Below are 26,659 nucleotides of genomic sequence, written 5' to 3'. Positions count from 1 at the left end.
CTTTCCGGCTTCCGTTTTCTCCTGTCTGCGGCGGAAATGTGCTTCTATTTTCAAAAGAAGTACCGAAAGACTAAACGGCTTTGTAATATAATCATCTGCCCCTGCTTCATATCCCATGACCTGATCTGTCTCCTGATCCAACGCGGTAAGACAGATAATATATACATTTTGACAATTCCGCATCCATCTGACAAGCTCTAATCCGTTTCCATCCGGAAGATTCACATCACAAATGGCAACATCCACATTATTATCACTTGCAATTCTTTTCGCTTTTTCCACTGATTCTGCTGAAAAAACCTCATATCCGGATTTTTTCAGTGAAAAAGTGATTCCACGATTCAAGTTTTCATCGTCCTCAACCACAAGGATATTTGGCATAATTCAAACCACCCTTCCGTCTTAGCTATATATGTTAAACGTTACATCAAATACTGCAAATGCTTTTATTGATTCAGGCGAATTCTGCATTCCTGTTGGCACACGATTTTCCGCAGGAAAGTCTAGTGTGCTATACCTTTGCTTCCGGCTGACGCGGGAAAGGGACCGCATTCGCCCTCTCTCCCCAAAACTAATTTTATTATATTCAATAAATTTCAGGAGCTGTGTCTCGGAAAAACGCGGGATCGGGTACAGCATGATGTGAGTTTTGTCACCACGAGGCATTTTTGTTCCTTTTGCCCCTGACATGACATAATCGAAGAATCCATCTTGAAACATGATGGATTTCAGAAGGTATGCGTACTTCTTGTCCAAGGCTCTAAAACACAGGACATCGGCGTTACACCCGCCCGAAGTTGTTGCGAACCACATCTTTTTGAAATATGGGCGGTTGTTGCTAACAAGCACGTCCTCCGCTTGAAAATATGTCACTTGCTCTGAAGAATCAGTTGTGCCAAAGGAAGCAACACCTTGCTCGTCCGGCAGAATGTTTTCCGTTGAGACATGATGCGGCTCATTTTTCGTTTTCGGCGGGCTTCTTGATATACTTGCCGTTCTTGATTCTCGCGTCCGCTGGCTTCTCTGCGTCCTCTGGAATCCCCCAGACCGAGCCAATGCGGATCGCACCGGGGACGCGCCCCTCGCCGCACAAAATCTGAATACGGCGGGTGGAGATACCCCAGCGTTCGGCGGTTTGTGCGATAGATAAATACTTCATGGGCGGTACTCCTGTTGCAGTTCCGTTCTGCGTCTGCTTATAAAATCACAGTATAATTATAATCGTCAAAGCGAATAAAAGAAAGGGCTTTTCGGAAAAGCCCAGAAAGTATCTACAACTTAAAAATCAAGGGTTTGGGGCTTCCCCAAAAATCAAAATGGGCGTATCGGCTGCAAGGCTGAAACGCTCATTTTTCCGGTGTGTACGGACACCGGATGTGCTTGCTATTCTCTCAAATCTCATATCCGCAAATACAACGCGCTCCCGCTTTCGCAAAAGCAGGGGCGCATATTTTTTGAAAATCTTTCGTTTCGATACCTGCGTTTCGACGAAGAAATGTCCGTTGTAAAGTGAGGGGCAACGAATCGCCAATGCCCTCGTCTTCAAAATTTTCTTTTCGTCACTACCAAGTTTTTGAGAAAAAATGTCCGTTGTATTGTGAAAGGAGTGTTTCAATATGCCAGACCGCACGCGACCCATCCGCAAAGAAATCTGCCTGAATGAGCAGGAATTGAGCATGGTTCGCCACAAGATGAACCAGCTTGGCACCCGCAACTTCGGCGCGTATGTCCGGAAAATGCTGATTGACGGGTACATCATCAAGGTCGATTACACCGAGCAGAAAAAGTTAGCCGCCGCTGCGTCCACGATTGCAAGCAGAGTTTCCGGGCGGTTGTCGTTATTTGCCCGCATTATCAGTCGAAACGCTCTAAGGCGGGGCGCACTGCCTCGCTTCCAAGGGGACCAACGGACAAGCCGCCATAGCAGCCGTATCACACCAGACCAGAGAGGATGTGATGAAAAATCTATTTCAAACTGAACACCACATTGCCGCCGTTCATTCCCTTGCCGCGCTTCATGCTGGCGGGCGAATATTCCATCAACGCCAAGCTGCTATATGGGCTGCTGCTCAACTGCACTACGCTTTCCCAGAAAAGCGGCTGGGTGTCCGAGGATGGGAATGTGTATGTGATCTATACGATCAAGCAGATGGCGGATGACCTTGACCGGAGTGAGCGGACGGTCAAAACCGCCCTGCGGGAGCTGGAAAATGCCGGGCTGATCACCCGCGTCCGTCAGGGCTGGAATCAGGTGAACCGCATCTTTCTGCAAATTCCAGACAGGGTGCAGGTTTCTTCCCGTCCAGAGGGCAATACCTGCCCAATGGATGTGCAGGATTCTTCCCCTTGCATGGGGCAGAAATTGCCCACAAGTAATACTGATGCAGAGTATAAAGAACATAGTAAGACCGAAAGAGTAGTGAGTACGCGCCGCCGATATGGAGAGTTCCAAAATGTTTTCCTGTCAGGCGAGGAATGTACCCAGCTGGAAACGGCTTATCCCGGCAAAGCTGCCGAATACATTGAGCGGCTGTCCCGGTACATGGCTTCCAATGACAGGCACTATGCCAATCATTACGCCACCATCAAGAAGTGGTTGGACGAGGACAGCAAGGGCAGGAGCGCGAAAAACTACACCTACGACGATAACGAAGGAGAGTGTCTATGAATCCGATTTTTACGAAAATGGTTGATGCCGTTGAAGCTGCTAATGCCGCACCTGACGATTACATCAATGCCTCTGATGGGCTGAAATACTGCGGCAAGTGCCGCACGCCGAAAGAAGCGTTTTTTCCCGCTGACCTTCAGGCGCAGGGCTTTACCAAGCACCCGGTTATGTGCAAGTGCGCTGCCGAACGCCGAGAACGGAAAGAAGCAAAGCGCCGGGAATACGAGAGAATGTCCCACATGACAATGCTCCGCAGTGAAGCGTTCCACGATATGCCCGCCGCGCTCTGGCGGTTTGAGTCAGCCGCAGTTACAACGCCCCAACTTGCAAAGGCGAGGGGCTACGCGCAGAATTGGGACGAGTTCAAAAAAGCGGGGATCGGACGGCTCCTGTTCGGGAATGTCGGCACGGGAAAATCCTATGCCGCTGGCTGCATTGCCAACGCTCTGATTGACCGTTTGGAGTCTGTCCTCTTTGTGGGAATGTCCGATGTGGTCAACCGTATGCAGGGCAACTTCGGCACAGACCGCGACCATTACATGAAATCGCTTATGCGTCCCGACCTCCTCATTCTGGATGATTTGGGTGCAGAGCGTAACACCAGCTTCGGCAAGGAGCGCGTATTCGATGTGGTTGACAAGCGGTTGCTGACCGGCAAGCCCATGATCGTCACTACGAATATCCCGCTTTCCGTTATGAAGCAAGCTGCCGATTTGGATGACCGCCGCATTTTTGACCGCATCTTGGAAGTCTGCGTCCCGATTCGCTTCGACGGGGAGAACTTCCGCAAAGGCAATGCCAGCGCAAATATCAAAAAAGCCGCAGAAATGCTGAATGGGTAAGCTGTTGCAGCAGCTTACCCACCCATGAGACAGGAATAATAGTAACTACTGAGTTACCATTGAAAAAGCGGCACTTCATTCGGCTGACGAACATAACGTCAAATGGGGTGATTACATGGTAGAAAACGAAAACTACAAGAGCTACACTGCAAACAATGGAACTGAGCTTCGCTTTCCCAAGGAGAGTGTGGTTCAGATGACGGCGGAGCAGCGGGACTGCTACCAGAACTTTATCAATGTTCTGGCACAAATCCTGATCAAGTATGCTGCCGCAGAAAAGGAAAATCAGAAAATCTGAGCAGAGTATTCCGGGCGGTCGATGACCGACCGGTCCTGCAATAGGAGGCAATCTATGTATAATACGAAAGAGGGCAAATCGTGTGTTATCTATATCCGCGTCAGCAGTGAGCGTCAGGTAAATGGGTATAGTCTGGATGGGCAGAAGCACTATCTGGCTGAATGCGCCGAGCGTCGGGGTATGACGGTTCTTGATACTTATGTTGAAGAAGGCAAAAGCGGCAAAAGCATTGAAGGGCGGACGGAGTTCCAGCGGATGCTGGATGACATTCAGCGCGGAAAGGTACATACGGACTATGTGCTGGTTTTCAAATTATCGCGGTTTGGCAGAAACGCGCGGGACGTGCTGAACTCCCTTGAGTTTATTATGAAATATGGCGTTCACCTGATGTGTGTAGAAGATGGGCTTGATTCCTCAACCTCTATGGGAAAAATGATGATTACCATTCTCGGTGCGGTAGCTGAGTTGGAACGTGAGAACATCATTGCACAGAGCCTTTTGGGGCGCGAGGAAAAAGCAAAGTCCGGCGGCTGGAACGGCGGCTTTGCACCCTATGGGTACCGTCTGGTAAAGGGCGATGACAAGAGTAAAGGGAAATTGGAGACCGTCCCGGAAGAAAAGGCTGTCGTGCGACTGGTTTTTGATATGTTCCTGAACCTAAATATGGGATACACGGCAATTTATGGCTATCTCAATCGAAACGGTTATACTCGCCTACCGGCAAAGAATGCCATCCGCCCCAGCTATGGAGAGTGGAGTTCTGACCACATCAAGAGAATGCTTAGCAATCCGGTTTATACGGGGCGCGTGGCATGGGGAAAGCGACGGACAGAGAAAGTTCCCGGCAAAGATAACGAATATCGACTTGTGAAGCAGGATGAGTATATTTTGAGTGAGGTTATTTCCCATGAGGCGTTTGTTTCCAAAGAGGGTTTTGACAAGGTGCAGGAGATCAAAGCCATTCGTGGGAAAAAGGGTAATCACAACATTGGTCAGTATAACGCGCATCTGTTGTCCGGTATCGTAAAATGTCCGCAATGCGGCGCACCTATGTATATCGGTATGACCAAGTGGACAAATCAGGACGGCACGGAGCGCCGCACAGAATCTTATGTCTGTTCTTATGCGACTAAACATAGAGGGACTTCGGTATGCCGCAGGAATGGCGTGGTAGCCAGTCAGGTTGAGGACGAGGTGATGGAGTACACCCGGAAGATTGTTCGCAATCCGCAGTTTATCAAAGATTTGCAGGAAAAGGTAATGACCGCCGTGGACATGACCGAGGTCGAGACTGACATTACCGCCTACAAAAACCAGCTATCCGCTTTACAGCGCAGCCGCGACAGCTTGGAGCGGGATATTGACCGCATTGCCCCTGATGACAAATATGCAGAGCGCCGCCGCGCAGACATGACCCGCCGCCTGAATGACCTCTATGACCAGATTTATAAGGCGGAGGATCTGCTGCAAGAAAGCATGATGAAAAAAGCAACTCTGGAAAGCAAGCAGATGTCTGTGCAATCTATGATAGGAATCCTCTCGTCTTTTGACGCAATCTATGATAGAATGAATGCAGCAGAACGGCGCGACCTTGTGAAATACCTGATTTCCGAGGTTGAGTTGTTCCCGCGTGAGGAGCAAAAGACTCAGAAACGCTTTGTAAAGGCGATTGCGTACAAGTTTCCTATTGAGCAAAAGGTGCTCACGCAATTTGATGAATGCGGGGCATCTGTCGAGACGGTATGTCTTTTAGTTCTGAGAAATCCGATAACACATATCAACATTGATGTGGATGTAGAAGAAATGGTGCAGGATAAAAGAGGACTGGCAACCTATGGGCAGATCAAGGATTATGTTCTGGAACGCAGCGGCTTGAAGGTCAGTAGTCTTTATATCGCACAGGTGAAACAGAAGTGCGGTATCATCGAGCGGGAGAATTACAACAAGCCCAAGTCTGACGATGCCAGACAGCCCCAATGCCCGCCGGAAAAAGAGAAAGCAATCATGGAAGCATTTGAGTATTTTGGGATGATTTAATACTTTGGTAAAGCCTTTGGATGGCTAACAAGCAGCAAAACCGGCAACAGGGAAAGAATCCATGCTGCCGGTTTTGCTTTTTACGTAAAATTACGATTTACTTGCAGAACAATCAGTGCAGAGCATACCGAAGCCAGACAGCACCATTGTCATAGGGCTGTACGCTTAGGAGCTTCAAATTGACGGGGTCTGTGTCTAACGGTAAACCGTCAAAAGTAGCAGTCATACCTTTTCGACCATCAATTCCGGGACCGAGTAGAATGCTGACTTCATCCAGTAGTCCGGCATTGAGGAAAGCAGCGTTGATCGTACCTCCACCGACAACCGCCATGCGTTCCACGCCAAACTCGGTATACAGAATTTCAACGGCTTTATGTAGATCAATATGCGTTTCACCGCAGACAATCCATGAAATATGCAGGGAATCCAGATAGGCAAGATACTCTTTTGTAACCTCTGTGGACATAATGACAATCAACGGGGAATCGCCGTTACTATCGTCATGCCACAGGAGCGTTCCTTTGGTATCGACCACCACCTGATAACCGTTTGCACTCCGCTTTTTTGAGAAGCCTTCTTTTCCAACGCTCTCTGTTGGATTCTTTGCTATAAACACACCGGGTTCTGCCAATTCGAGCTGTGCAGTCACCCTGCCGCTGAGATTTGTGGGAACATCCAAAGCACTCAGCGCTTCATAATACTCATTGGAACCTGCAATTTTTACAGTCATGCCACAATCAATTCTTCCGTCCACAGACATCATCATGTGGCAGATCGTATATGGTTTTTTCATATATATCCTCCTCGATTACCAGTTTTTCTTATCTTTGGTGCAGTCGTGTTGCTGTTTTCGTTCCTCCACCATCTTCACAAACCACTCCACCATATTCGGATCGGTGTGTGAGAAGAAGCTGCTTTGTTTTTTGTCAATCGTAGCAATAACCGCCATATCATCCTCGCTCAAAGAAAAATCAAATACATGAAAGTTTTCTTCCATACGCTCGAGGTGAGTAGATTTGGGAATGATGACAATTCCACGCTGCAAATGCCAACGAAGAATGACTTGAGCAACAGACTTTCCGTACTTCTCAGCAATGACTTGCAGTTCCGGCGTGTGGAACATATCGCCCCGCCCTTCACCGAATGGCGCCCATGCTTCCATCTGTATGCCGTATTTATCATGCCATGCTTTCGCTTCCGTCTGCTGATTGTGAGGATGAATTTCCACCTGATTTACCATCGGCTTGATTCGATTAAAGGAAGCAAAATCCACCATACGGTCAGTATAGAAATTGGAAATGCCGATAGCACGGATTTTTCCTTCGTCATACAGCTCCTCCAATGCCCGGTATGCACCGTAGGCATCTGCAAAAGGCTGATGGAGCAAACACAGGTCAAGGTAGTCAACCTGTAATTTTCGCATGGATTCCAATACGGATACTTTTGCTCTTTCATAGCCGTAATGCTCAATCCAGACTTTGGTGGTTAGGAAAATTTCATCTCTTGGAATACCGCTTTTTGCAATGGCATTACCCACTTCTTCCTCGTTAAAATAGCTCTGGGTGGTGTCGATGAGACGATAGCCGATTTTCAAGGCATCCCTGACACAGCGTTCACATTCATCTTTTGTAACCTGATAGACACCATAGCCGAGCTGCGGCATTTTTACACCGTTATTCAAAGTTATATATTCCGTGTTCCACTCCTCCTTATAGGGAGCTATTCAATCTTGACGCTTCATTTTTATTTGTCACCATACTGCCGTAGGTCATACCATAGAGGGCGGCAAAGCGCTTCATGGTATATTCACCAGCTTCCAGCATCCACTTTTCTGGGGCGGCACCTTGGAATATAAAATACAGTTTGCGACCACCCAGGGAGCCGTCCTTTACTTTTCCATAGAAACGATCCAGCATATTGCGGACACTTCCGCAGATGTTGTGCCAGTATACAGGAGAGCCGATGACAATGGTCTTGGCGTTCTCCATGGCGGCGATCACAGTTTCCAGCCCGTCACCGGGCAGTTCCTGACCGTAAGCACCAATGATGTAATCTGTTAAATTCAGAGATTTGTAGTTCTTTCCTTCAAGCAGTTCTGCCGCTAATGCAGCAGTATTGCCGTTTGGATTTGGACTGCCATTGATAAATAAATACTTCATGTTCCATTCCTCCTATCCTATACACTGATTTTTCTGTTCTTATTTAAGATGCATATTAAAAAAGCTGTTCAGCTTTTCAAAAGGAATGACATCTAAATTGTCATAAAGATCAACATGGCTCGCTCCCGGAATGATAAGCAGCTCTTTATTATCTCCGGTCATTTTTTCATAAGCTCCCTCACTGAAGTAACGGGAATGCGCTTTTTCTCCGTGTACCAGCAGCACGGCGGAGCGAATCTCGCTACTGTATTGCAAGATAGGCATATTCAGGAACGACAGCGAAGACGTCGCGTTCCAGCCACCGTTGGAGTTCAGGCTGCGGGGATGGTAGCCACGCGGAGTCTTATAGTAGGCGTAATAGTCCTTTACAAACTGCGGTGCGTCCTCCGGCAGCGGATCGATCACACCGCCTGCCAGAGCATAGGCGCCGTTTTTGTAATCTACAGTGCGCTGTGCATTCATGGCTTTTTTCTTCTCATAGCGTGCCTGCCCAGAATCCTCAGCATCAAAATATCCGTTGGCAGTTACACGGGTCATATCGTACATGGTCATAGCAGCGGTAGCTTTGATGCGGGTGTCGATTGCCGCCGCATTGATCGCCATGCCGCCCCAGCCACAGATACCGATGATACCGATGCGCTCTGGGTCAACGTTCTCCTGCACGGAGAGGAAGTCTACCGCTGCGCAGAAATCCTCGGTATTGATGTCCGGCGAAGCGACATAGCGGGGTGTACCGCCGCTCTCGCCGGTATAGGATGGGTCGAAGACAATCGTCAAGAAGCCAAGCTCTGCCATTTTCTGTGCATACAGACCAGAGGACTGCTCCTTTACCGCGCCAAACGGACCGCTGACGGCAATGGCGGGCAGCTTGCCAACTGCGCCCTTCGGTGTGTACATATCCGCCGCCAGTGTGATGCCGTAGCGGTTATGAAAGGTCACCTTTTTATAGTCTACCTTGTCACTTTTCGGGAACACCTTATCCCATTCCTGTGTTAAATTTAATTTTTCCATGATGGTAATATCTCCTTAGTTCTCATCTAAAATTTCAATTTTATCAAGCCAGTCTGTAACTGCTGTTAATGCTTCATCCTGCGAATTTTGTGCCACAGAACCTCTTATTTCTAATCCATCCAAAACATCTGCACCTGTGCAGATTTCAGCAATGCTGCTGTCGGTGGAAGATAGGCCGCTTCCTTCGTGGGTACAGAACGGAATGATTGTCTTTCCCGAAAAATCATAACTCTCAAGGAATGTGTAGACGGCCATCGGCATGTCGCTCCACCAAATCGGGTAACCGAGAAAGACAACATCATAATCTTCCATGTTTTCCACGGTAGCTGACAGTTCAGGACGGGCATCTTCTTTCTGCTCCTGCCTTGCGGTTTCTGTACAAGCTTCGTATTCATCGGGATATGGCACAACGGTGCTGATTTCGAATAGGTCAGCATCGACCTGTTCTGCAATCATATCTGCTATTATGTGCGTGTTTCCTTTTTCAATATGCCCGACACCATAATTCTCACCAGTACGGGAAAAGTATGTTACTAAAACTTTCATAGTCTCTGTATCTCCATTCTCATCTTGTTGTGTGCCGCTGCTTTCTTCTGAAACGGTATACCCGGTAGTTTCTGTTGTTTCGGCATTCTGACTGCTATTGCATGCGGATAACGCAAAACACATGAAAAGTATGAGTAACAACGATATAACTTTTTTCATAATCCATGCTATCCTTTCAAGGTTATTGTGGTTTCAGAGAACCATAGTAATAGCTTGCCGTTGCACCGCCATCAATCAGAAAAGTAGAGCCGGTAATGAATGCTCCCTTATCGCTCATCAAAAGTTCTGCCACATTTGCCACCTCATCGGCTGTACCGGGGCGACCGGCAGGACATTTTGCAAACATATTTTTATAAAAGTCTCCCCGAATGCCGTTAAACTCATCAATCGCAAGGGGCGTCACAATGATACCGGGGGCAATGGCATTGAGCCTCGCTCCACGCTTGCCCCATTCTACAGATTGAGCCATGACACGCTTTTCATTACAACGCTTTGCCATCTGATAAGCATGGAGCGTGTCACGAATATTTCCCGGCTGCAAGATATCCAGTGACAAAAGTTCTTCCGTTGGGGTCGTAGCAAGCTGCTCATCTTGCTGTGCGGTCAATGCAGGCATTCTCCAACCGGACTGACTGGAAATCGTCACACCAACACCACCGCTTGCAATCACTTTGCCCACTTCTTCCAACAAGACAGCCGTTCCATATAAATCGACCTTCAAAATAGCTTCAATGGGTGCTTGGCTGGGCGAAACACCTGCCGCATTTACAAGCATGGTGATCTCCCCATATTCCTGCCCTCTGGCAATCATGGACTGTATGGAAGCCCTATCGGAAAGGTCGGTTTTCACAGGAAAAGCGTCAAATCCAGCGTTGTTCAGAATAGCCGCAATGTTTTCTGTATTCTCCGTCTTTTTATCGCCTACAATAATCTTCATTCCGGTGCCGACACGGCGGGCAATCGCCATTCCGATCTGTCCGGCACCGACTAATAGCATAACTTTTTTCATAATGTTTCTCCTTTCGTTGCTTGAATGTAGTCAGTATCATTGACTTCTTCCAGCCACTCATTAGAGGCTTCCTCTCCGGGAACTTCTACCGCTAAGTGAGAGAACCAGCTATCAGGAGCTGCACCGTGCCAATGTTTCACACCGACAGGGATATTTACCACATCGCCGGGCAGCATCCCGATAGCTTTTTTGCCCCATTCCTGATAATAGCCTCGTCCGGCAACGCAGATTAAAATCTGACCGCCACCATTTCTGGCATGATGAATGTGCCAGTTGTTGCGGCAACCGGGTTCAAAGGTCACATTGTAAATGCCGACCTGCTGCGTAGAAAGAGGTGCGAGATAGCTTTGTCCGATAAAATATTTCGCAAAGGCGTCATTGGGTGCGCCGATGGGAAAGACCATTTCATTCTGATGCTTGGCTTTTGCGTCAGCGGCATTGTCCTCCGTCCATACCTCCTTTGCCATACGGAAGGCTGCCCATGCCTTGGGCCAGCCCGCATAAAATGCCGCGTGGATCAGGATCTCCGCGATTTCCGTTTTGGTCACACCGTTGTTCTTTGCAGTTGTCAGATGGTACTGAAAAGACGAATCCGTCAGCCCCTGCGCCATCAGCGCCACCACTGTTACAATACTGCGGTCCCGCAGGGAAAGCTTGTCTTCCCGGCTCCACACCTGCCCGAACAGCACATCATCATTCAGTTCCGCAAACTTGGGAGCGAATGTTCCCAATTCATTTCTTCCTGCGGTTTGTTTTTCTGCCATAAAATCATTCCTCCTATATTTCTGAATAGCCATTGCAATCTTTCTGTATAACTGCTATACTAATGATAAAACCTGAACCTAACTTTAGGTCAAGGGACTTTGTAAAATAAATTTGTTAACTTTTTGTGGAGGCATACATGTATTCGATTGGACAGGTTTCGGAAATGTTTGGACTTCCGATTTCAACTTTGCGCTATTATGACAAGCAGGGGCTTTTTCCGGGAATGGAAAGAATTTCTGGCATCCGTAAATTCAGTGAGAAAGAGATTGAAGCACTACGTGTAATTGAGTGTCTGAAACGCTCCGGTCTGGAAATCAAGGATATTAAGCAGTTTATGGACTGGTGTGTGGAGGGAGCAGCTACTTATCCTCAACGAAAAGAACTGTTTGAGAAGCAAAAGAAAACAGTGGAAGCTGAAATTGAACATTTAAGTCGTGTGTTGGATATGATTAAATTCAAGTGCTGGTATTATGAACAAGCCATGCAGGACGGCAACGAAGATCGGGTACATGGTATGATACCGGATAAGCTGCCGGAGGATATTCAAAAGATGTACGATCACGCACATAAAGAATAAAGAAATGCCGTATATTTGCCAATTAGAGACAAATATACGGCATTATTAGTATTCAAACGGAATTACTATGTCCTTTGGACAATTCGCATTTTTACAGTACAGCAGATAGGAAATTGCCGCTTTTGCATACTTGTTGGACTTAATTGTGCCCCAGTCTGCCAGTCTAATAATTTCAGCTGTTTTAGCTTCAAAATTTAGAGATAGTTCGCCATTCGCCGTCGCAGTCTGCTTGGTATTCGTAGATTGCGGCGGCGATTTTCTTTTTTGCGATTGGTCTTGAATTTCTGTTTCAGCCGGACAGCATGGATTGCACCCTCGGCAACCAGAAATTCCGTCAGCTTGTCCACCGCTTTCCGGTAGGCTCGCTCCGCACCGCTGGCAGTGCTTCCCTCAAACATCACAGCCAGTTCTTCAAAAGTGGGGCGGTCTTTCCACGAGCCGACACGCCCACAGGTCATGCAAATTGCTAACCGCTTTTCAAGCAAGGTCTGTTCCCGGTAATTCAGTTTCTTAAATGCCCGCTGCACCTTTTCTGCTTGTATGCCGTTCCAGAGGATATCGGTATAGTTCCAGCTATCGTCAAGGGCTACATCCTCGCCTGTTTCCTCCCCGTTCTCATCCGTGACATAGAATGGCTGCTGATTGTGGATGCCACGGACTACTTTCAGGTATTCTTCCGCAAGGACAAGGTCGCAGTTGTACTTCTTGGAAAACTCGTTGACCGCATCATTGGTATTGTGGTACAGCCAAGCCATTGACCGCACCATTTTGTAATTGGTCAGAGAGGACACCGACCATTTTTCTTCGCCTATGCGAAAACGGAGCATAGCATCCCGGATGAACGGGAAAATGTATGTAGCATACTCTGCACCCTTGGCAAGGTCATAGTCCATCAGTTTTTGGAGCATTTGTTCCCGGCAGGAGAGCTTTATATCCAGAAAACGGTCTGTGTCGTACAGATCGCCACCATCCACACCGAGAAAGTCTTTGATGCGCTTGTTGAGCTACGGCTCGTAGTGATGCAGGAAGAACGAAAAATAAAGCAAATTCTTTTCCTGCAAGGCAGACAGGATATATTCGTTCAGACTGTTCACCGCTGGCAGCTCCGGTTCCAGTTGGAAGATGCGTTCTGCCACATAGGGAATGATACCATCACTGTGCGGATTGACATGGTATTTCGATATGTATCCGGTCATCTTCCATGTAAAATCATTCAGCATAGCGCACATCCCTCCCGATTTAATATTATATTTGCGAACATTCAGAAAGCTGAAATTTTCTGTTCCCTACAAATTGGAATGGGCTTACTTCTTTTTCTGCTTGTGTTTGATGATTGCTTTTATTACAAAGCATATCAGCAACATAACAAGGGCAAATGCTCCATAAACCAAAATGCTTGTGTACCAAGGTGCTGATTGCATAGCATACAGCTCAGGGCGAGTTTTGAAGTCCCAAAGAACATAAAACCCATGCCCAATGAATACACCAACAAAAGAACCAATAATGATATTTAAGATATTGTTCAACTTTTTCATACAATCACACTCCCTTGTCAAATTCAAAGTTTTCTCATAGCTTCTTCAAAGCTGCCTGTCCCATCTCTTTTTCGTAATCACCTTTGGCATAGGCGACATCGCTCAGCGCTCGAAGCATTTTATCTTTTACCAGCTTCTTCATAACCTCTGCAAGATCAGCGTCCAGAGTACCACGCTTCACATAGCGGTTTATGGTATTCAGCCGTTTCTCATAAATCTGCTTCAGCGGATGATCGTCCGCAAGTTCCCGTTGTTCTCTGCCTTTCAGGTTGCCAATCTGCCGACAGGTGCGGTGCAGCTTGTCCCCCGGTGCATAGCCGCCGCAGTATTTGGTGTGCCTTGCGTTGGTGGTCAGAAACCACTTTCCGCAGATTTTGCATTTCTTCGGTGCATGACCAACACACAGGCCCTCAAAGAGATCAGACCGGAACATCCTTACAAAGGATACATAGTGCATCCGCTTGACCAGCTTCGCAACTTTTTCGCCGGGACGGATGACGGATACATACTGAACGGAATTTTTCAGGGTAGACATCCAGGCATTGTCCTCCGTGATGGAAAACTCCGGCGTGAAATAACTACCGAACATTCTGGCAAAGCCCTCTGCGGTGCGGTCTGCTTCGTTGCCGTCTGATTTTTCTGCAAAATCAAGCATGGCCGTTTGGTATTCCCCAAAGGAGTAGGCCAGATGCCCGCATACGGCGGTATAGCGCTGGAGCATGATTGCTTCGGCATAGTTCTGGATTTCTTCAAACTGCAAGGAATTTATTGCGGCTTTTATGGCAAACTCCACATATTTCAGTGCATTGTCCGCAGTAAAGACCCGTTCTATCCGTTCTCTGTGTTTTGATATGTCCATATAAGAGAATGGCGGAGTTTCGCTGAGAGTATCCAGCATCGCCAGAGCAGCTTCCCTTGCCATAGGACAGAGTGCATAAGCATCCTGTCCGGCATTCAGCATCCCGAGCAGCAGATTGATTTTCTCGCATTGCTCGTTCATTTTTGTAATAGTATTCGCAGGGACATTCAGTGCATCACAGGCAAGCGTACCGACAGGAAATGTTTTGCCCTCATATATGACCGTATCCTGCCAGAAATCCAAAGTCATCAATTCTGGATTCATGCTTGACCTTCTGTCCTGTTTTTTATTTTTCTAATTATATCATGTAAATGTGAAGAAATCTCTGATCTCAGATAAGTTGTCCTGTTTTTTGAAACAGGATGGACATCGAGACATCATCGCCGTTGAACCTATGGCCGAAGAATCCAAGAGCTCCTGTGGAGTGCTGTTTCAGAATCTGAAGGACTGTGGTCTGTCTACGCCCAGGCTTATCATTTTCGATGCTCACTCTGGGTTGGTTTCGGCAATTCGTGAGTCCTTTTCCGGAGCCTCATGGCAGCGCTGCAAGGTGCATTTCATGCGGAATATTCTTGCCTATGTGCCGCAGAAAGAGAAGAAAGCCTTTGCCGCAGTACTAAAGGAAATCTGGCTGGCGCCTACGGCTGAGTTCGCCAGAAAGCGCGCATATGATATGATCGACTCCTATGCCAAGCGCTTTCCGAAAGCGGTTCAGTGCCTTGAAGACGGATTGGAAGATTCTCTGGTCTTCTATACATTCCCAATGCTGGATGCGCGAAGGATTTCATCTTCCAACATGATTGAGAGATTGAATCGTGAAATCCGCAGACGTACCAGCGTGATTGGAATCTTTCCAAATGAAAGTTCTTATGTTCGTCTGGTGACAACGTATCTCATGGAATACGCCGAGGACTGGTCTGTTTCCAGAGCCTACATAAGCCATGAATCCATTGCGGCCACACTGACCACCGCAGCCTAACTTCATTTTTCAGGAGCCTTTTTGCGATCTTTACTTGACGCGGTCTGCTTTGCAGCGTACCGGAATATCGTTTTTGCCCTGTTCGTTAAGCTCGCTCGTCTGGCGCTGCCGGTATTGCGGACACATGATTTGTCATGTTTTCCGATGGCGGCGTTATGTTCCTTGTAATTCTCAATGTCATCCGTGCGCTGCGCGTGCACAATCGGCAGGATTGCTGTATAATAAACATTGACAACTCCCGCTCATAGGAGAATAATAGTCTACGAGTATAGAGCAAAACTGTCGACGGCACGAAGCCGCGAGGAGATATAGATATGACATTGGATAAACTGAAACCGCATGAAAGTGCGAAAATCACCGCAGTAGGCGGGAGCGGAGCCTTACGCCATCACCTGCTCGATATGGGACTGACGCCGCAGACCGAGGTCACGCTGCAGAAGGTCGCTCCGATGGGTGATCCGGTGCAGTTTGAGCTGCGCGGCTATGAATTGACCCTGCGCCTGGATGAAGCGCGGAAGATCGAAGTCGGCACACCGTATCAGCGAACAAAAAAGCCTTCCGCCGGACAGGTACGCCACCATCCTGCGGCGCACCCCGGCATGGGCGAGCTCAGGAAATGCAAGGACTACCACATTTATGAGCACGCCAAAGCCGCGGCTGCCGATAAAAAACTGACATTTGCGCTTGCCGGCAATCAGAACTGCGGCAAAACGACGCTGTTCAATCAACTGACCGGTGCCAACCAGCATGTCGGCAACTTCCCCGGTGTTACGGTGGACCGCAAGGACGGCACGATCCGCAGCCATCCGGAGGCAACCGTTACCGACCTGCCCGGCATCTATTCGCTGTCGCCGTATTCCAGCGAGGAGATCGTAACCCGCAGCTTTCTGCTGGACAACAAGCCGGACGGCATCATCAATATTGTAGACGCGACCAACATTGAGCGAAACCTCTACCTGACCATGCAGATGATGGAGCTGGGCATTCCAATGGTGCTGGCGCTGAATATGATGGACGAGGTTCGTGCGAACGGCGGCACCGTCCATGTAAATGAGCTTGAGCAGGCGCTCGGCATTCCGGTAGTGCCGATCTCAGCCGCAAAGAACGAAGGCATTGATGAGCTGATCGACCACGCGATCCACATCGCCCGCTATCAGGAAACACCCGGAGGCATCGACTTCTGCCAGGACAGCAGTGATAAGAACGATCCGGTAGCCGCTGTTCACCGGTGCATCCATGCAACCGCCCTGATGATCGAGCCGAATGCCAAACGAGCCGGTCTGCCGGTGCGCTTTGCCGCCACCAAGCTGATCGAAAAGGACCCGCTCATCGAAAAGGCGCTCGCGCTGTCCGATGACAATCGCTCCGCTTTTGACCAGATCGTATCCGTCATGGAGAAGGATTCCGGTCTGGACCGCGAAGCGGCGCTGGCAAACATGCGGTTCAGCTTTCTGGAAAACCTGTGCAGCACAACAGTCGTCCGCCCGCACGAGAGCAAAGAGCATAAACGCAGTATGGCGATCGACCGCTTTCTGACCGGCAAATACACCGCTATCCCTTGCTTTGCCGGTATCATGGGTCTGATCTTCATCATGACCTTCAGCTGGATCGGCGCATGGCTGTCCGATGGCATGACCGTTCTGGTCAATGCCTGCATTTCGTGGCTGGATGCCGGGTTATCCGCCCTGCAGATCAACCCCGTTGTTCACTCGCTCGTTGTAGACGGTATCGCAAACGGCGTTGGCAGCGTACTCAGCTTCCTGCCGACCATTGTAACGCTGTTCTTCTTCCTCTCGATTCTGGAGGACACCGGCTATATGGCGCGTGTGGCCTTTATCATGGACCGGCCGCTCCGCAAGCTGGGACTGTCCGGCCGCAGCTTTGTGCCGATGCTGGTCGGCTTCGGCTGCTCGGTTCCGGCCATCATGGCTACCCGTACACTGTCCAGTGAGCGTGACCGCCGCATGACGATTTTACTTACCCCGTTTATGAGCTGCTCGGCCAAGCTGCCCATCTACACCATGATGATCAGCGCCTTTTTCCCCAGACGGTATCGTGCGCTTGTCATGATTGGCCTGTATCTATTCGGCATTCTCTGCGGCATCCTGTATGCGGTCATTTTGAAGGTCTCCCGCTTCAAGGGCGAACCGGTTCCGTTCGTTATGGAGCTGCCGAATTACCGTCTGCCCAGTGCCAAAAGTGTTGTGCACCTTATCTGGGAAAAGGCAAAGGGCTTTATCCAGAAGGCATTTACCATCATCTTTGCCGCTTCTATCGTAATCTGGTTCCTGCAGACCTTCGATGCACGCTTTAATGTGGTGTCTATGCCGGAAAGCAGCCTGCTGGCTGCGCTGGGCAGCATTTTTGCACCGCTGTTCGCACCGCTCGGCTTTGCGGACTGGCGCGTGTCCACCGCCCTGATTACCGGCTTTACCGCAAAGGAAAGCGTTGTATCCACGCTGACCCTGCTGCTTGGCGGTGAGGTATCCAGCATCGGCACCCTGTTTACGCCGTTTACCGCGGTCGTATTTCTGGTATTCGTGCTGCTCTACACTCCTTGTGTTGCGGCAATTGCCACCGTAAAGCGTGAGATGGGCAGCACACGGGCTGCCATCACGACTGCGCTGACCCAATGCGTGATTGCATGGCTCATTGCCTTTGCCGTCCGCTGTGTCGGTCTTGCATTTGGTCTGGCATAAGGAGGCACGGTATATGAATCTCCCCACTATTTTGATTCTGGCATTGATCGGTATCGCGCTGTTTGCCGCGCTCCGTTCGATGAAAAAGCATCCGTCCGGCTGTTCCGGACACTGCTCCGGCTGTCCCGTGCAATGCAAAAGTGAAAAACACAAATAAAACAGCAGCCTGTCCGTTCCAAGAGCGGACAGGCTGCTGTTTATCGGTTTCTGAAAAAAAGAGGGCAGGCATTTCTGCCTGCCCTCTGAATAGTCTCAATTACTTGTTGAAGTAACGCTTCAGCAGGCCCTCGAAAGCCTTGCCGTGGCGAGCCTCGTCGCGTGCCATCTCATGTACGGTGTCGTGGATCGCATCGAGGTTCAGAGCCTTAGCGCGCTTTGCCAGATCAAACTTGCCGGCGGTTGCGCCGTTCTCAGCGTCTACACGCATCTGCAGGTTCTTCTCGGTGGAGTCGGTTACAACCTCGCCGAGCAGCTCTGCAAACTTAGCAGCGTGCTCTGCTTCCTCGAATGCAGCCTTCTCCCAGTACAGGCCGATTTCCGGATAGCCCTCGCGGTGTGCAACGCGAGCCATTGCCAGATACATACCAACCTCGGAGCACTCGCCCTCAAAGTTAGCACGCAGGTCAGCCATGATGTCCTCCGGAGCGCCCTGTGCAACGCCTACAACGTGCTCAGCTGCCCAGGTCTTTTCGCTGGACTGCTCCTTGAACTTCTCTGCCGGTGCGTGGCAGATCGGGCACTCTGCCGGAGCTGCTTCGCCTTCATATACATAACCACATACGGAACAAACAAACTTTTTCATGATTTTTTCCTCCTGTATCGTTGAACAAATTTATTTTTGAGGGGGCAGGAAACGATCCATTGTTATCGAACAAAGCTGATCGCGCAGAGACCGGTTGATCTCCGAGAACACGCGATGAAAATCACATTCATTCTGGGTGCCCATGTGGGTGCACTGAAACTCATTTGCAAGACAGTGATTGATGGCAATCGGACCATCAATGCATTCGATGATCGCGCCGAGACTGATCTCCGATGGGGAGTAGTTCAGCTCATAGCCGCCGGCAACGCCCTTATAGGATTTTGTAATACCGGACTGTGTCAGCTTGCGGAGAATTTTAAGCGCAAACCGGAGTGTTACGCCGGTTGCCTCGGAAATATCCTTCGCGCACTGCTTTTCGCCTGCAAGTGCCAGACAATAGGTCACACGAATTGCATAATCCGCTTCATGTGTGATTCTCAAATCGTTCCTTCCTTTCTCTCCTTGGAACAACTTTAGTATAACCGTGTTGTGCCAAAATGTCAATAGTTTTTTGTAGAAATAAATAATATTTTTTATTTGATAATAGTTATCAAATAAGCAACTCAATCTTCAGCTCAATTAACTATACCAGATAAGGACAGTATACCATGGCGGGAGACTTTTGTCTATCGGTTCAGGAATGGAGAGTTGAGGATGGAAAATGAACGTGGGGATTCAGCATTCTTCCTTTATTCATTTGTATTGTGTGATACGAATGGGGAAATGCGCTTTGAATCTTTGCACCGATTTCATTCTGTGCGCTTGTACTGTATAATAGGTAATGCAAAATGCAAGTACGAAAAATTTTCCCTTTCACAAAACCATTTGCCGCACCGAACCGTCTAATAGATGAAAGCCGCAGACAGGAAGCGCTTTTCGCGAAACCTGTCTGCGCTGTCCGGACGCTTTCGGAAAGGAGAACCCGCTTATGATGGATAGAGAGCAATTTACCTCCGCGGTGCTGGCAGCCGAGCCTACGCTGTACCGGGTCGCGAAAACCATGCTCCGCAACGAGCATGACTGTGCAGACGCGGCGCAGCAGGCAATCCTGCGGGCCTGGGAGCAGCTGGATTCGCTGCGCAGTACGCGGTATTTCAAAACATGGCTGGTCCGCATACTCATCAACGAGTGCAGCACGATATTGCGCCGTCAGCAGCGGCTTGCGTCGTATGACGCGGCTGCTGCAGAGGCGATACCGGCGCCTGCGGCTGATGATCACAGCGACCTGTATGCCGCCATCACCGCACTGGAGGAAAAGCTGCGCCTGCCGGTGGAGCTGTACTACTTAGAGGGCTTCAAGACCCGTGAGATTGCCGGAATGCTCGGCATACCGGAAAACACGGTCAAGACCCGTCTCCGAGCGGCAAGAGAGCATTTGCGCAAGGACTTGAAAGGAGCGTGCTTCGCATGATGAACCATAATGATTTCCCGAAAATGACCGAAGAATTTGACCGCAGTGTCCGCAAGGCGCTGGACAGCCTGCCCGAGCGAGAAAGCAAGCCGGTACGCCGTTTCTCAGCAAAGAAAATCGTCTGCGCCGGACTGGCTGCCGCGCTGTGCATCGGCGGAACCGCATTTGCCGCGAATGCACAGAGCTGGTTTCCGCTGCTGTTTCCGAATGGCGGAGACGCGAATCTCGAAGGGTATGTGCAGACGGCGGACAGCACCAGGCTGACCGACGAGAACGACAGCTACCGCCTGTCCGTAGAATCCGTGCTGTTTGACGAAAGCGCGGGCACGGGCGTGATCAGTCTGCACCTTGCAAACAAAAAGCAGGACGGCGTAAAGCCGTTCACGCTGGCGCACCTGATCGACAGCTATCAGAACAAGCCAGACATCACATGGTCCACGCTGTCCTCGTGCTATGCCGAGGAGGGACAGCTTGATTTCGAGGTCATGTACGGCGACAGCGGCTTCTGCGGCAGTGAATTTTACCTCGATACCGCGCGTTCGACCGACAACGACTATTATTTAGAAGGTGCGTTTGCGATTTCGGGCGATTACCAAAAGGGGGAGCCGCTCCGTCTGGAAGCACTTGATCCGAGCGGAACGACCGTGCGTGCGGACGGAGCGGGTACCGCAAAGACAGTTCTGGCAGTCGATCTGCCGGAATTTCAGCAGATGCCATACCTGACGAGCGCAGACGGTGATGTAACGCTGTCGCAGATCGGCATTCGCATCCGCAACGCGGATATGCACTGCACGGTGGATGATGTGGATACGCTGAGCGTGCAGCTGAAGGACGGATCGGAGTACGTTATTCTGGACGAAAACGCCGATATCGACCGGACGTTGTACACTTACGGTTTCAATTCCACTGAGGACACCGACCGCATCGACACCGAGATTGCGGTGCTTGCGCGTGCATTTGACCTGGATAATGTGCAGTCGGTCACCATCAACGGCGAGGTGTATCCGCTCTCGTGATAAACGGCAGGATAGAGCAAAACAGACCGCAAATGCGGTCTGTTTTGTTTGTTGAAAAAGTCCATTATGCGGTGAAAAGCTGTGCCCAGTATGCGGTTCCGTTCACAACGGTACAGCCGACGCCGATCGAGGTGAAGCTGCTGCTGAGAATGTTCGCGCGGTGGCCGGACGAGTTCATCCACGACTGCACAACAGCCTCTGGCGTGCTCTGACCATAGGCGATGTTTTCGCCGGCACGCGCGTAGGAAACGCCGGCCTCGGTCAGCGCGGTAAAGCAGGACGCGCCGTTCGGGCGCGTGTGCGAAAAGCTGGTTTGCAGTTCTCCTGCGCGGGTCTGCGCCGCCTGCTGCACCGTGGTGCTGATGGTCAGCGCGGGCAGTCCCTGTCTGGCACGCTCGGCATTTACCAGCGAGACCACCTGCGCGGCGTAGCTGCTGTTCGCGGCGGTGCTTTGTGAGGGCTTGCTCGCAGAAGGACGGCTGACCGTCTGCGTGTAATTCGGACGCACGACGAACGAAAAGCGGTTCTGCTGCAGATGTGCGGCTTCTGCAGCAGTGGTGGATGCGATGGCAAGCGTAAGTGCCAGCGGCACGAGTCTCTTGAACTTCATAGGTAGATACCTCCTTGGATTTTGCGGGAAATTCCCATGCACCGTATGATAGCGGGTTTTGTAACCGTTTTGCAATGGAAATCCAAGGAGAAACTGCCGAAGCACGGAAAAAACCGACCGAAACAGGGGAAATTCGGTCGGTTTGGTGAATTTTATCCAAGCTTTTCGATGTCGTACAGGCTGTTCAGCACAAGCCACAGCTGCGGAAAATACCGCATAATATTCCAGATGCTGACGCCTGCCAGCTGATATTCTCCGGCAAGCGCCAGCTTGGCGCGGACAGAACGCGCGTCCTCGAACCAGACCTCGTGTTCGGCACGGTCGCGCCAGTAGTTGTAGTGCGGAGACTGCGCCGTGGCATCATAGCGAATCGGCGCACCGACCTGAATCGCCTGCTCGACGGCCTGCACGCTGCCCAGACTGCGGGCGCGCGACTGTCCCTGCACATAGGGCAGCGTCCAATCGTAGCCGTAGTTCGGGATGCCCATGAACAGCTTATCCTGCGGCATCTGCGACACGGCAAACCGCACGACCTGCTCTACCTTGTTAATCGGCGCGACCGCCATCGGAGCGGACAACGCGTAACCCCATTCATAGGTCATCAGCAGGGCACGGTCCGCCGCAGAGCCGAGCGCGGCATAGTCGTGCGCCTCATACAGAAGACCTTGCTGCGCGGCGGAGGTTTTAGGTGCGAGTGCCGCGAAGACCGTGTATCCGGCAGGCGAGAGCCGCTCACGGACCGAGCGGACAAACGCGGCATACGCGTCCGCGTCCTCCGGCGGCACATACTCAAAGTCGATGTCCACACCGGCGAAGCCCTGCATGGCAAGCACCTGTGCCAGATTTTCGATCAGCGCCGCGCGAGCCGTCGGGGTGTTCAGCAGCCGGTGGGCGCGTTCGCCGGAGAACTGCCCGTCCTCGCCGAGTGTTGTCAGCACGAGCAAAGGCTTCACCTGATACTGCCGCGCCATGCGCACGAGCAGCTCGGCAGAGAACGGTAAAATGCGTCCTGCGTTGTCAAAACCGACGGAAAATACGGATAAGTACGTCAGATAGGGCAGTGTGCGGCGCAGAACGCGCAGGTCGATGCTCGGATAGGCGTAGCCGTTCACCGCAAAGCGTCCCAGCTTGTTTCCATAGCTGAGTACAAGCATCTGCCCCGGCTGAATGCGGTCGATGCCGCCAAGCTGCGGATTGTTCTGCCACAGCTGCATCACGGTTGTGCCGTTCTGCGCGGCAATGCTGCCGAGCGTGTCGCCGCGGCGGACGATGTACGTCTTTTCCGGCTGCGGAACGACAATGGTCTGCCCGGGCGTAAGCCGGTACGGCTCGTGCAGCTCGTTCTGCTGGATGAGGAACGGCAGGGGAACACTGTGCAGCTGTGCAATGCGGTACAGCGAATCGCCCGGCTGAACGACATGGATCACCATAGAAAAACCACCTTTCTTCCTGCATTTTATGCAGGGGAAAGGTGGTTCTGTGAATGGAGAATTAGGGTATCGCGCAAGGATAGCGACATTCTCCATTCTCCATTTTCAATTATAACAGAATTGCCGAGCCAATCGACACGATAAGTGCCGTCAGCAGACCGGCAACGCCGATCGCCAGACCGGAAATCGCGCCTTCGGTCTCACCCAGCTCAATGGCACGCGAGGTACCGACTGCGTGAGCTGCCGTGCCGATGGACAGACCCATCTGCACCGGATTGCGTACGCCGATGCACTTGAGGAAGGTCGGCAGGATGATCGCGCCGATGATGCCGGTGATGACAACCGCAATCGCGGTGATGGAGGTTACGCCGCCGAGCATTTCGGCTACCGCGACTGCAATCGGAGTTGTTACCGATTTCGGCACGAGAGAAAGCGTCGTGCTTTCGCTCAGACCGAACAGATGGCTGAAGAGCAGTACGCTGCCGATGGATACCATCGAGCCGACGAATGCGCCGAGCAGGATGGGCAGCAGGTTTTTCAGCAGTACATCCAGCTTGCGGTAAATCGGGATCGCAAGCGCTACCGTTGCCGGTGTCAGGAAGAACGAGATCAGCTTGCCGGATTCCTCATAGGTCTGGTAGGGGGTGCCGGTTGTGATCAGCAGCGCACCGACCAGAATCGAGGCGATCAGCAGCGGATTGCAGACCGCAGAACCGGTTTTCTTTTGAATCTCTACGCCAAGCGCATAAAAACCGATGGAAACCAGCAGCCAGAACTGCGAGGAGGAGAGAAGATCAGTCATGGTCGAACGCCTCCTCGGTTTCACGGTGCTGCAGACGGAACACGATATGTACGGTCAGTGCGGTAGCAGCGGCAGTACACAGCGTGGTCAGCAGGCAGACGGCAAGGATGGCAAGTGCTTCGCTTTTGATGTCGTTCCAGATTTCCAGCACGCCCAGCATGGCGGGCAGAAAGAAAAATGCCATGTTTTGCAGCAGAAAATCCGCTACGCTCTCTACATGGTGCAGACGAACCGCACCGAAGATGAGCAGGGCGAGCAGTAGGGTCAGACCGAGCACGTTGCCGGGCAGCAGACCGCGGAGTAAAAGGGAGAGCAGTGAGCCGCCGACACAGCAGGCAAGCAGCACACCGAGTTGCTTCATGTGTTTCAAGGTTTTTGCGCTTCTTTCTCGTTTGCGTAGTTTTTGGTCATTGCGGTGAGCAATGTTTGGTAGACAGCCTCGGCGTTTTCCTTAAAGGTACGCTCGAGCATGGCAGCCTGTCCGTGACTGACGACGTTCATTTCCACCGCGAACACCTGCTCCATTTCCATGCGGACGGTCAGGTCGTTCGGGCCGTGCTCGGTGACGGCGGTGTGGATGCCGGCGTCGCGCCGGATCTGGCGGACGACACGCAGCGCAGAGCGCTGTGCGGCTTCGCGGACAGGATAGGGAAGCTGCTTCTCGAAAATGCGGGTAGCCTCGCGTCCCTTTTCGGTGATGGCGTACAGGGTTTCTCCTTCGTCGGGTATCTCCTCGATGTGCCCGGTCGGGACCATCTCGTAGAAAGCCTCGCTCAGCTCGAAGTAGCCAAAGCCTTCGTCACACCAGGTCGTTAAGTCCACAATGGTGCTGAAGCTGACCGGAAATGGCAGCAGATCCATGGCGAACAGGACCAGAAACTTGATATCCTCTTTGGTATGGATGAAACCGTAGCGAACCATATGCGCGATGCCTCCTTCTCTTCCCCGGCAGGGCGAAACGCCGTTTTCGTCAGTGCTTTTCATAGTATACTACTCGGCAGGGCAAAATGCAATCGGCTGAAATGACAAAGAATATTATATAGAACGGCAAGAATTATACTGTAAAAAAATCAGCAGATGCAAGGCGAACAAATGTGCGATTTTTTGATAATATCCTATTGAACATAAAAAATGAATGCGGTATACTTATATCGAGATTATGTCGAAACGAGGAAAAAATCATGCCGGAAGTTGTTCTGCGTCCTGCAGAGGAAGAAGATATTGCCGAGATGCTTGCGCTGTATGCGCCGTATGTTATTCAAACCACTGTGTCGAGCGAGTACGATGCTCCTTCGATAGAGGAGTTTACCCGCCGGTGGCGCACCTATACCCAAAAGCTGCCGTGGCTGGTCTGCCGCATTGACGGCGAGGTTGTCGGCTATGGCTATGCTGCGCCGCACCGTACCCGCGCTGCCTATCAGTGGTCGGTCGAAACGTCCATATACGTTGCACAGGAGCAGCACCGCCACGGTATCGCCGGTGCGATTTACGCCGCGCTGTTTGAACTGCTGGCGATGCAGGGATACTATAATATCTACGTCGGCATCACTTCACCGAATGAGCGGTCGATGAAGTTCCATAAAGCCATGGGCTTTATCATTTCGGGCGCATATCAGGAAAGCATGTATAAATTCGGTCAGTGGCGCGATGTCCTCTGGATGGGCAAGAGCCTGCGTCCGCATGACGGCGCACCGCAGCCGACCGTTCCGTTCCCGGAGATTAAGGACAGTCCGCTGGTAACCAGAGCGCTCAATCAGGCGGTGGAGAAGATACACCTTTAATTACTAACTACTAATTAAAAAGAAAGGTGGTACACCATGCCGAAAAATCACCATGTGGGTCACCGCCAGCGCATGCTGGACAAATTCCGCCGGTTCGGACTGGAGATTTTCAGCGACCACGAGGTGCTGGAGATGCTGCTGTATTTTGCGGTACGGCAGGGCGACACCAACCCGACAGCACACCGGCTGATGCAGCGGTTTGGTTCACTGCATGCGGTGCTCGAGGCAACCGAGGACGAGCTGCAGACGGTCGAAGGCGTCGGTCCGCGCTCGGCGGAGCTGCTGCACCTGTGCTTTGCCCTGTTTCACCGTTATCAGGCGGATGTGGCGAAAATGGAGCAGTTTACCGACAAACTGAACACCTATGACCGCATCGGCGCATATTTCGTGCCACAGCTGTGCGCCGAGCGGGAGGAAGTGCTGCTGGCCGCCTATGTGGATGGCGCGGGACGTGTGCTCAAGTGCGAGGAAATCGCACGCGGCGGACATGCGCGGGTGCAGGTGGACAGCTACAAGATTGCCCGCGGTGCCTTGATGGCCGGTGCGGCAGGCGTTGCGCTGGCGCATAATCATCCGAACGGCACACCGACACCCTCACAGGAGGATTTTGATATGACTGACCGTCTGCAGCGCACGCTCTCCGAACTGGGGGTGGAGCTGGTCGATCACTGTGTTGTGGCACGCAGCAATTTCACATCTATCGGTCGATTAAGAAGCGGCAGCCTGCGCAAACGATATTAAAAATTGAGAATGGAAAATGGAGGAGTCGCCGCAAAGCGGCGTATTCAATAATCGCGCATAGCACGATACCTCGTCGCAGCGC

The 26,659-nt window shown here is 51.0% G+C and carries 33 protein-coding genes; 13 read left to right on the top strand and 20 right to left on the bottom strand.

The window, feature by feature from the left end:
* The coding region (locus tag ACWVX6_RS03010) for a response regulator transcription factor (protein WP_455152320.1) at positions 1–381 on the bottom strand (381 nt) is incomplete at its 3' end.
* A 574-nt stretch (positions 382–955) separates the two neighbouring features.
* Positions 956–1,159 (bottom strand): DNA-binding protein, encoded by a 204-nt coding sequence (locus ACWVX6_RS03005; protein ID WP_270418290.1) that lies wholly within the window; start codon positions 1,157–1,159, stop codon positions 956–958.
* A gap of 457 nt (positions 1,160–1,616) precedes the next feature.
* Between ACWVX6_RS03005 and ACWVX6_RS03000 the strand changes: the two genes are divergently transcribed.
* From ACWVX6_RS03000 to ACWVX6_RS02980, 5 genes are all read left to right on the top strand, one after another.
* Positions 1,617–1,979, top strand: a complete 363-nt coding sequence (locus tag ACWVX6_RS03000) for a hypothetical protein (protein ID WP_455152319.1) — start codon at positions 1,617–1,619, stop codon at positions 1,977–1,979.
* A gap of 8 nt (positions 1,980–1,987) precedes the next feature.
* The gene (locus tag ACWVX6_RS02995; protein ID WP_455152318.1) at positions 1,988–2,668 is read left to right on the top strand and encodes a replication initiator protein A; all 681 of its coding nucleotides are present in this window, start codon (positions 1,988–1,990) and stop codon (positions 2,666–2,668) included.
* Positions 2,665–3,510, top strand: coding sequence for an ATP-binding protein (locus ACWVX6_RS02990; RefSeq protein ID WP_455152317.1), 846 nt, complete (start codon positions 2,665–2,667; stop codon positions 3,508–3,510). The genes ACWVX6_RS02995 and ACWVX6_RS02990 overlap by 4 nt, the downstream gene beginning before the upstream one ends.
* A 115-nt stretch (positions 3,511–3,625) precedes the next feature.
* A complete protein-coding gene (locus ACWVX6_RS02985; protein ID WP_118685717.1) occupies positions 3,626–3,808 on the top strand; it encodes a hypothetical protein in 183 nt (60 codons plus the stop codon).
* Between the two features lie 54 nt (positions 3,809–3,862).
* Positions 3,863–5,845 carry a recombinase family protein gene (locus ACWVX6_RS02980; RefSeq protein WP_455152316.1) on the top strand — a complete coding sequence of 661 codons (1,983 nt, stop codon included), beginning with the start codon at positions 3,863–3,865 and terminating at the stop codon, positions 5,843–5,845.
* Positions 5,846–5,957: 112 nt separating this feature from the next.
* Here ACWVX6_RS02980 and ACWVX6_RS02975 read toward each other — a convergent pair whose 3' ends face one another.
* Genes ACWVX6_RS02975 through ACWVX6_RS02945 form a run of 7 tightly spaced genes read right to left on the bottom strand, consistent with a single transcriptional unit; the run spans position 5,958 to position 11,334 of the window.
* A complete protein-coding gene (locus tag ACWVX6_RS02975) occupies positions 5,958–6,638 on the bottom strand; it encodes a dihydrofolate reductase family protein (protein ID WP_455152315.1) in 681 nt (226 codons plus the stop codon).
* A 15-nt stretch (positions 6,639–6,653) separates the two neighbouring features.
* Positions 6,654–7,508 (bottom strand): aldo/keto reductase, encoded by an 855-nt coding sequence (locus ACWVX6_RS02970; RefSeq protein WP_455152324.1) that lies wholly within the window; start codon positions 7,506–7,508, stop codon positions 6,654–6,656.
* A gap of 46 nt (positions 7,509–7,554) precedes the next feature.
* On the bottom strand, positions 7,555–8,004 hold the full coding sequence (locus ACWVX6_RS02965; RefSeq protein ID WP_455152314.1) for a flavodoxin family protein: 450 nt from the start codon (positions 8,002–8,004) through the stop codon (positions 7,555–7,557).
* Between the two features lie 39 nt (positions 8,005–8,043).
* Positions 8,044–9,015 carry an alpha/beta hydrolase gene (locus ACWVX6_RS02960; protein ID WP_455152313.1) on the bottom strand — a complete coding sequence of 324 codons (972 nt, stop codon included), beginning with the start codon at positions 9,013–9,015 and terminating at the stop codon, positions 8,044–8,046.
* A 15-nt stretch (positions 9,016–9,030) separates the two neighbouring features.
* The gene (locus ACWVX6_RS02955) at positions 9,031–9,720 is read right to left on the bottom strand and encodes a flavodoxin (RefSeq protein ID WP_455152312.1); all 690 of its coding nucleotides are present in this window, start codon (positions 9,718–9,720) and stop codon (positions 9,031–9,033) included.
* A 22-nt stretch (positions 9,721–9,742) separates the two neighbouring features.
* A complete protein-coding gene (locus tag ACWVX6_RS02950) occupies positions 9,743–10,570 on the bottom strand; it encodes an SDR family oxidoreductase (RefSeq protein ID WP_455152311.1) in 828 nt (275 codons plus the stop codon).
* Positions 10,567–11,334, bottom strand: a complete 768-nt coding sequence (locus ACWVX6_RS02945; RefSeq protein WP_455152310.1) for a carboxymuconolactone decarboxylase family protein — start codon at positions 11,332–11,334, stop codon at positions 10,567–10,569. Before ACWVX6_RS02945 ends, ACWVX6_RS02950 begins: the two co-directional genes overlap by 4 nt.
* Before the next feature lie 137 nt (positions 11,335–11,471).
* Here ACWVX6_RS02945 and ACWVX6_RS02940 point away from each other — a divergent pair, with 137 nt between their 5' ends.
* On the top strand, positions 11,472–11,912 hold the full coding sequence (locus ACWVX6_RS02940; protein ID WP_455152309.1) for a MerR family transcriptional regulator: 441 nt from the start codon (positions 11,472–11,474) through the stop codon (positions 11,910–11,912).
* Positions 11,913–12,106: 194 nt separating this feature from the next.
* Here the strand turns inward: ACWVX6_RS02940 and ACWVX6_RS02935 are convergent, their stop codons facing one another.
* From ACWVX6_RS02935 to ACWVX6_RS02920, 4 genes are all read right to left on the bottom strand, one after another.
* A complete protein-coding gene (locus tag ACWVX6_RS02935; protein ID WP_455152308.1) occupies positions 12,107–12,886 on the bottom strand; it encodes a hypothetical protein in 780 nt (259 codons plus the stop codon).
* Positions 12,887–12,916: 30 nt separating this feature from the next.
* Positions 12,917–13,132, bottom strand: a complete 216-nt coding sequence (locus tag ACWVX6_RS02930; protein WP_442861266.1) for a hypothetical protein — start codon at positions 13,130–13,132, stop codon at positions 12,917–12,919.
* Positions 13,133–13,216: 84 nt separating this feature from the next.
* Positions 13,217–13,447 carry a hypothetical protein gene (locus ACWVX6_RS02925; RefSeq protein WP_455152307.1) on the bottom strand — a complete coding sequence of 77 codons (231 nt, stop codon included), beginning with the start codon at positions 13,445–13,447 and terminating at the stop codon, positions 13,217–13,219.
* 34 nt (positions 13,448–13,481) lie between these two features.
* A complete protein-coding gene (locus ACWVX6_RS02920; protein ID WP_118761125.1) occupies positions 13,482–14,570 on the bottom strand; it encodes a DUF6076 domain-containing protein in 1,089 nt (362 codons plus the stop codon).
* Between the two features lie 88 nt (positions 14,571–14,658).
* On the opposite strand from ACWVX6_RS02920, the gene ACWVX6_RS02915 reads away from it, so the two are divergent.
* The 3 genes from ACWVX6_RS02915 to ACWVX6_RS02905 all read left to right on the top strand — a co-directional run bounded on the left by ACWVX6_RS02915 (position 14,659) and on the right by ACWVX6_RS02905 (position 18,141).
* On the top strand, positions 14,659–15,285 hold the full coding sequence (locus ACWVX6_RS02915) for an IS256 family transposase (RefSeq protein ID WP_147358647.1): 627 nt from the start codon (positions 14,659–14,661) through the stop codon (positions 15,283–15,285).
* Positions 15,286–15,599: 314 nt separating this feature from the next.
* Entirely contained in the window at positions 15,600–17,984 is a 2,385-nt protein-coding gene (gene feoB, locus ACWVX6_RS02910) for a ferrous iron transport protein B (RefSeq protein ID WP_455152306.1), read from the top strand.
* 13 nt (positions 17,985–17,997) lie between these two features.
* Entirely contained in the window at positions 17,998–18,141 is a 144-nt protein-coding gene (locus tag ACWVX6_RS02905; protein WP_116704689.1) for a FeoB-associated Cys-rich membrane protein, read from the top strand.
* A gap of 99 nt (positions 18,142–18,240) precedes the next feature.
* Here the strand turns inward: ACWVX6_RS02905 and ACWVX6_RS02900 are convergent, their stop codons facing one another.
* Entirely contained in the window at positions 18,241–18,786 is a 546-nt protein-coding gene (locus ACWVX6_RS02900; protein ID WP_455152305.1) for an NADH peroxidase, read from the bottom strand.
* Between the two features lie 30 nt (positions 18,787–18,816).
* Positions 18,817–19,227: an RrF2 family transcriptional regulator gene (locus tag ACWVX6_RS02895; RefSeq protein ID WP_455152304.1), complete on the bottom strand. Its 411-nt coding sequence runs from the start codon at positions 19,225–19,227 to the stop codon at positions 18,817–18,819.
* Between the two features lie 487 nt (positions 19,228–19,714).
* Here ACWVX6_RS02895 and ACWVX6_RS02890 point away from each other — a divergent pair, with 487 nt between their 5' ends.
* Both ACWVX6_RS02890 and ACWVX6_RS02885 read left to right on the top strand, forming a co-directional pair.
* The gene (locus ACWVX6_RS02890; RefSeq protein ID WP_455152303.1) at positions 19,715–20,197 is read left to right on the top strand and encodes an RNA polymerase sigma factor; all 483 of its coding nucleotides are present in this window, start codon (positions 19,715–19,717) and stop codon (positions 20,195–20,197) included.
* Positions 20,194–21,213, top strand: coding sequence for a hypothetical protein (locus tag ACWVX6_RS02885; RefSeq protein ID WP_455152302.1), 1,020 nt, complete (start codon positions 20,194–20,196; stop codon positions 21,211–21,213). Before ACWVX6_RS02890 ends, ACWVX6_RS02885 begins: the two co-directional genes overlap by 4 nt.
* A 64-nt stretch (positions 21,214–21,277) precedes the next feature.
* Here the strand turns inward: ACWVX6_RS02885 and ACWVX6_RS02880 are convergent, their stop codons facing one another.
* From ACWVX6_RS02880 to ACWVX6_RS02860, 5 genes are all read right to left on the bottom strand, one after another.
* On the bottom strand, positions 21,278–21,823 hold the full coding sequence (locus tag ACWVX6_RS02880; RefSeq protein ID WP_455152301.1) for a CAP domain-containing protein: 546 nt from the start codon (positions 21,821–21,823) through the stop codon (positions 21,278–21,280).
* 152 nt (positions 21,824–21,975) lie between these two features.
* Positions 21,976–23,253: a glycosyl hydrolase family 18 protein gene (locus tag ACWVX6_RS02875; RefSeq protein WP_455152300.1), complete on the bottom strand. Its 1,278-nt coding sequence runs from the start codon at positions 23,251–23,253 to the stop codon at positions 21,976–21,978.
* Positions 23,254–23,362: 109 nt separating this feature from the next.
* Positions 23,363–24,055 (bottom strand): LrgB family protein, encoded by a 693-nt coding sequence (locus ACWVX6_RS02870; protein WP_455152299.1) that lies wholly within the window; start codon positions 24,053–24,055, stop codon positions 23,363–23,365.
* Complete coding sequence (locus ACWVX6_RS02865) at positions 24,048–24,416, bottom strand: CidA/LrgA family protein (protein WP_147357269.1); 369 nt, start codon at positions 24,414–24,416, stop codon at positions 24,048–24,050. The genes ACWVX6_RS02870 and ACWVX6_RS02865 overlap by 8 nt, the downstream gene beginning before the upstream one ends.
* Positions 24,417–24,421: 5 nt before the next feature.
* Positions 24,422–24,976: a DUF4364 family protein gene (locus ACWVX6_RS02860; protein ID WP_158557284.1), complete on the bottom strand. Its 555-nt coding sequence runs from the start codon at positions 24,974–24,976 to the stop codon at positions 24,422–24,424.
* A gap of 260 nt (positions 24,977–25,236) precedes the next feature.
* Between ACWVX6_RS02860 and ACWVX6_RS02855 the strand changes: the two genes are divergently transcribed.
* Entirely contained in the window at positions 25,237–25,836 is a 600-nt protein-coding gene (locus ACWVX6_RS02855) for an N-acetyltransferase family protein (RefSeq protein ID WP_455152298.1), read from the top strand.
* 36 nt (positions 25,837–25,872) lie between these two features.
* Positions 25,873–26,577: a JAB domain-containing protein gene (locus tag ACWVX6_RS02850; protein WP_455152297.1), complete on the top strand. Its 705-nt coding sequence runs from the start codon at positions 25,873–25,875 to the stop codon at positions 26,575–26,577.
* Positions 26,578–26,659 lie beyond the last annotated feature (82 nt).

The sequence above is a fragment of the Butyricicoccus sp. genome, from assembly GCF_977037065.1.
This window is presented reverse-complemented; position numbering and strand designations above follow the sequence as displayed.

Bases quoted from the DNA above. Each gene is read 5' to 3' on its own strand.
- ACWVX6_RS03005 (WP_270418290.1), bottom strand. From the start codon at position 1,159: ATGAAGTATTTATCTATCGCACAAACCGCCGAACGCTGGGGTATCTCC.
- ACWVX6_RS02940 (WP_455152309.1), top strand. From the start codon at position 11,472: ATGTATTCGATTGGACAGGTTTCGGAAATGTTTGGACTTCCGATTTCA.
- ACWVX6_RS02985 (WP_118685717.1), top strand. From the start codon at position 3,626: ATGGTAGAAAACGAAAACTACAAGAGCTACACTGCAAACAATGGAACT.
- ACWVX6_RS02875 (WP_455152300.1), bottom strand. From the start codon at position 23,253: ATGGTGATCCATGTCGTTCAGCCGGGCGATTCGCTGTACCGCATTGCA.
- ACWVX6_RS02930 (WP_442861266.1), bottom strand. From the start codon at position 13,132: ATGCTGAATGATTTTACATGGAAGATGACCGGATACATATCGAAATAC.
- ACWVX6_RS03000 (WP_455152319.1), top strand. From the start codon at position 1,617: ATGCCAGACCGCACGCGACCCATCCGCAAAGAAATCTGCCTGAATGAG.
- ACWVX6_RS02925 (WP_455152307.1), bottom strand. From the start codon at position 13,447: ATGAAAAAGTTGAACAATATCTTAAATATCATTATTGGTTCTTTTGTT.
- feoB (WP_455152306.1), top strand. From the start codon at position 15,600: ATGACATTGGATAAACTGAAACCGCATGAAAGTGCGAAAATCACCGCA.
- ACWVX6_RS02960 (WP_455152313.1), bottom strand. From the start codon at position 9,015: ATGGAAAAATTAAATTTAACACAGGAATGGGATAAGGTGTTCCCGAAA.
- ACWVX6_RS02900 (WP_455152305.1), bottom strand. From the start codon at position 18,786: ATGAAAAAGTTTGTTTGTTCCGTATGTGGTTATGTATATGAAGGCGAA.
- ACWVX6_RS02905 (WP_116704689.1), top strand. From the start codon at position 17,998: ATGAATCTCCCCACTATTTTGATTCTGGCATTGATCGGTATCGCGCTG.
- ACWVX6_RS02920 (WP_118761125.1), bottom strand. From the start codon at position 14,570: ATGAATCCAGAATTGATGACTTTGGATTTCTGGCAGGATACGGTCATA.
- ACWVX6_RS02975 (WP_455152315.1), bottom strand. From the start codon at position 6,638: ATGAAAAAACCATATACGATCTGCCACATGATGATGTCTGTGGACGGA.
- ACWVX6_RS02980 (WP_455152316.1), top strand. From the start codon at position 3,863: ATGTATAATACGAAAGAGGGCAAATCGTGTGTTATCTATATCCGCGTC.
- ACWVX6_RS02965 (WP_455152314.1), bottom strand. From the start codon at position 8,004: ATGAAGTATTTATTTATCAATGGCAGTCCAAATCCAAACGGCAATACT.
- ACWVX6_RS02850 (WP_455152297.1), top strand. From the start codon at position 25,873: ATGCCGAAAAATCACCATGTGGGTCACCGCCAGCGCATGCTGGACAAA.
- ACWVX6_RS02990 (WP_455152317.1), top strand. From the start codon at position 2,665: ATGAATCCGATTTTTACGAAAATGGTTGATGCCGTTGAAGCTGCTAAT.
- ACWVX6_RS02955 (WP_455152312.1), bottom strand. From the start codon at position 9,720: ATGAAAAAAGTTATATCGTTGTTACTCATACTTTTCATGTGTTTTGCG.
- ACWVX6_RS02970 (WP_455152324.1), bottom strand. From the start codon at position 7,508: ATGCCGCAGCTCGGCTATGGTGTCTATCAGGTTACAAAAGATGAATGT.
- ACWVX6_RS02945 (WP_455152310.1), bottom strand. From the start codon at position 11,334: ATGGCAGAAAAACAAACCGCAGGAAGAAATGAATTGGGAACATTCGCT.
- ACWVX6_RS02880 (WP_455152301.1), bottom strand. From the start codon at position 21,823: ATGAAGTTCAAGAGACTCGTGCCGCTGGCACTTACGCTTGCCATCGCA.
- ACWVX6_RS02885 (WP_455152302.1), top strand. From the start codon at position 20,194: ATGATGAACCATAATGATTTCCCGAAAATGACCGAAGAATTTGACCGC.
- ACWVX6_RS02890 (WP_455152303.1), top strand. From the start codon at position 19,715: ATGATGGATAGAGAGCAATTTACCTCCGCGGTGCTGGCAGCCGAGCCT.
- ACWVX6_RS02860 (WP_158557284.1), bottom strand. From the start codon at position 24,976: ATGGTTCGCTACGGTTTCATCCATACCAAAGAGGATATCAAGTTTCTG.
- ACWVX6_RS02865 (WP_147357269.1), bottom strand. From the start codon at position 24,416: ATGAAGCAACTCGGTGTGCTGCTTGCCTGCTGTGTCGGCGGCTCACTG.
- ACWVX6_RS02950 (WP_455152311.1), bottom strand. From the start codon at position 10,570: ATGAAAAAAGTTATGCTATTAGTCGGTGCCGGACAGATCGGAATGGCG.
- ACWVX6_RS02870 (WP_455152299.1), bottom strand. From the start codon at position 24,055: ATGACTGATCTTCTCTCCTCCTCGCAGTTCTGGCTGCTGGTTTCCATC.
- ACWVX6_RS02855 (WP_455152298.1), top strand. From the start codon at position 25,237: ATGCCGGAAGTTGTTCTGCGTCCTGCAGAGGAAGAAGATATTGCCGAG.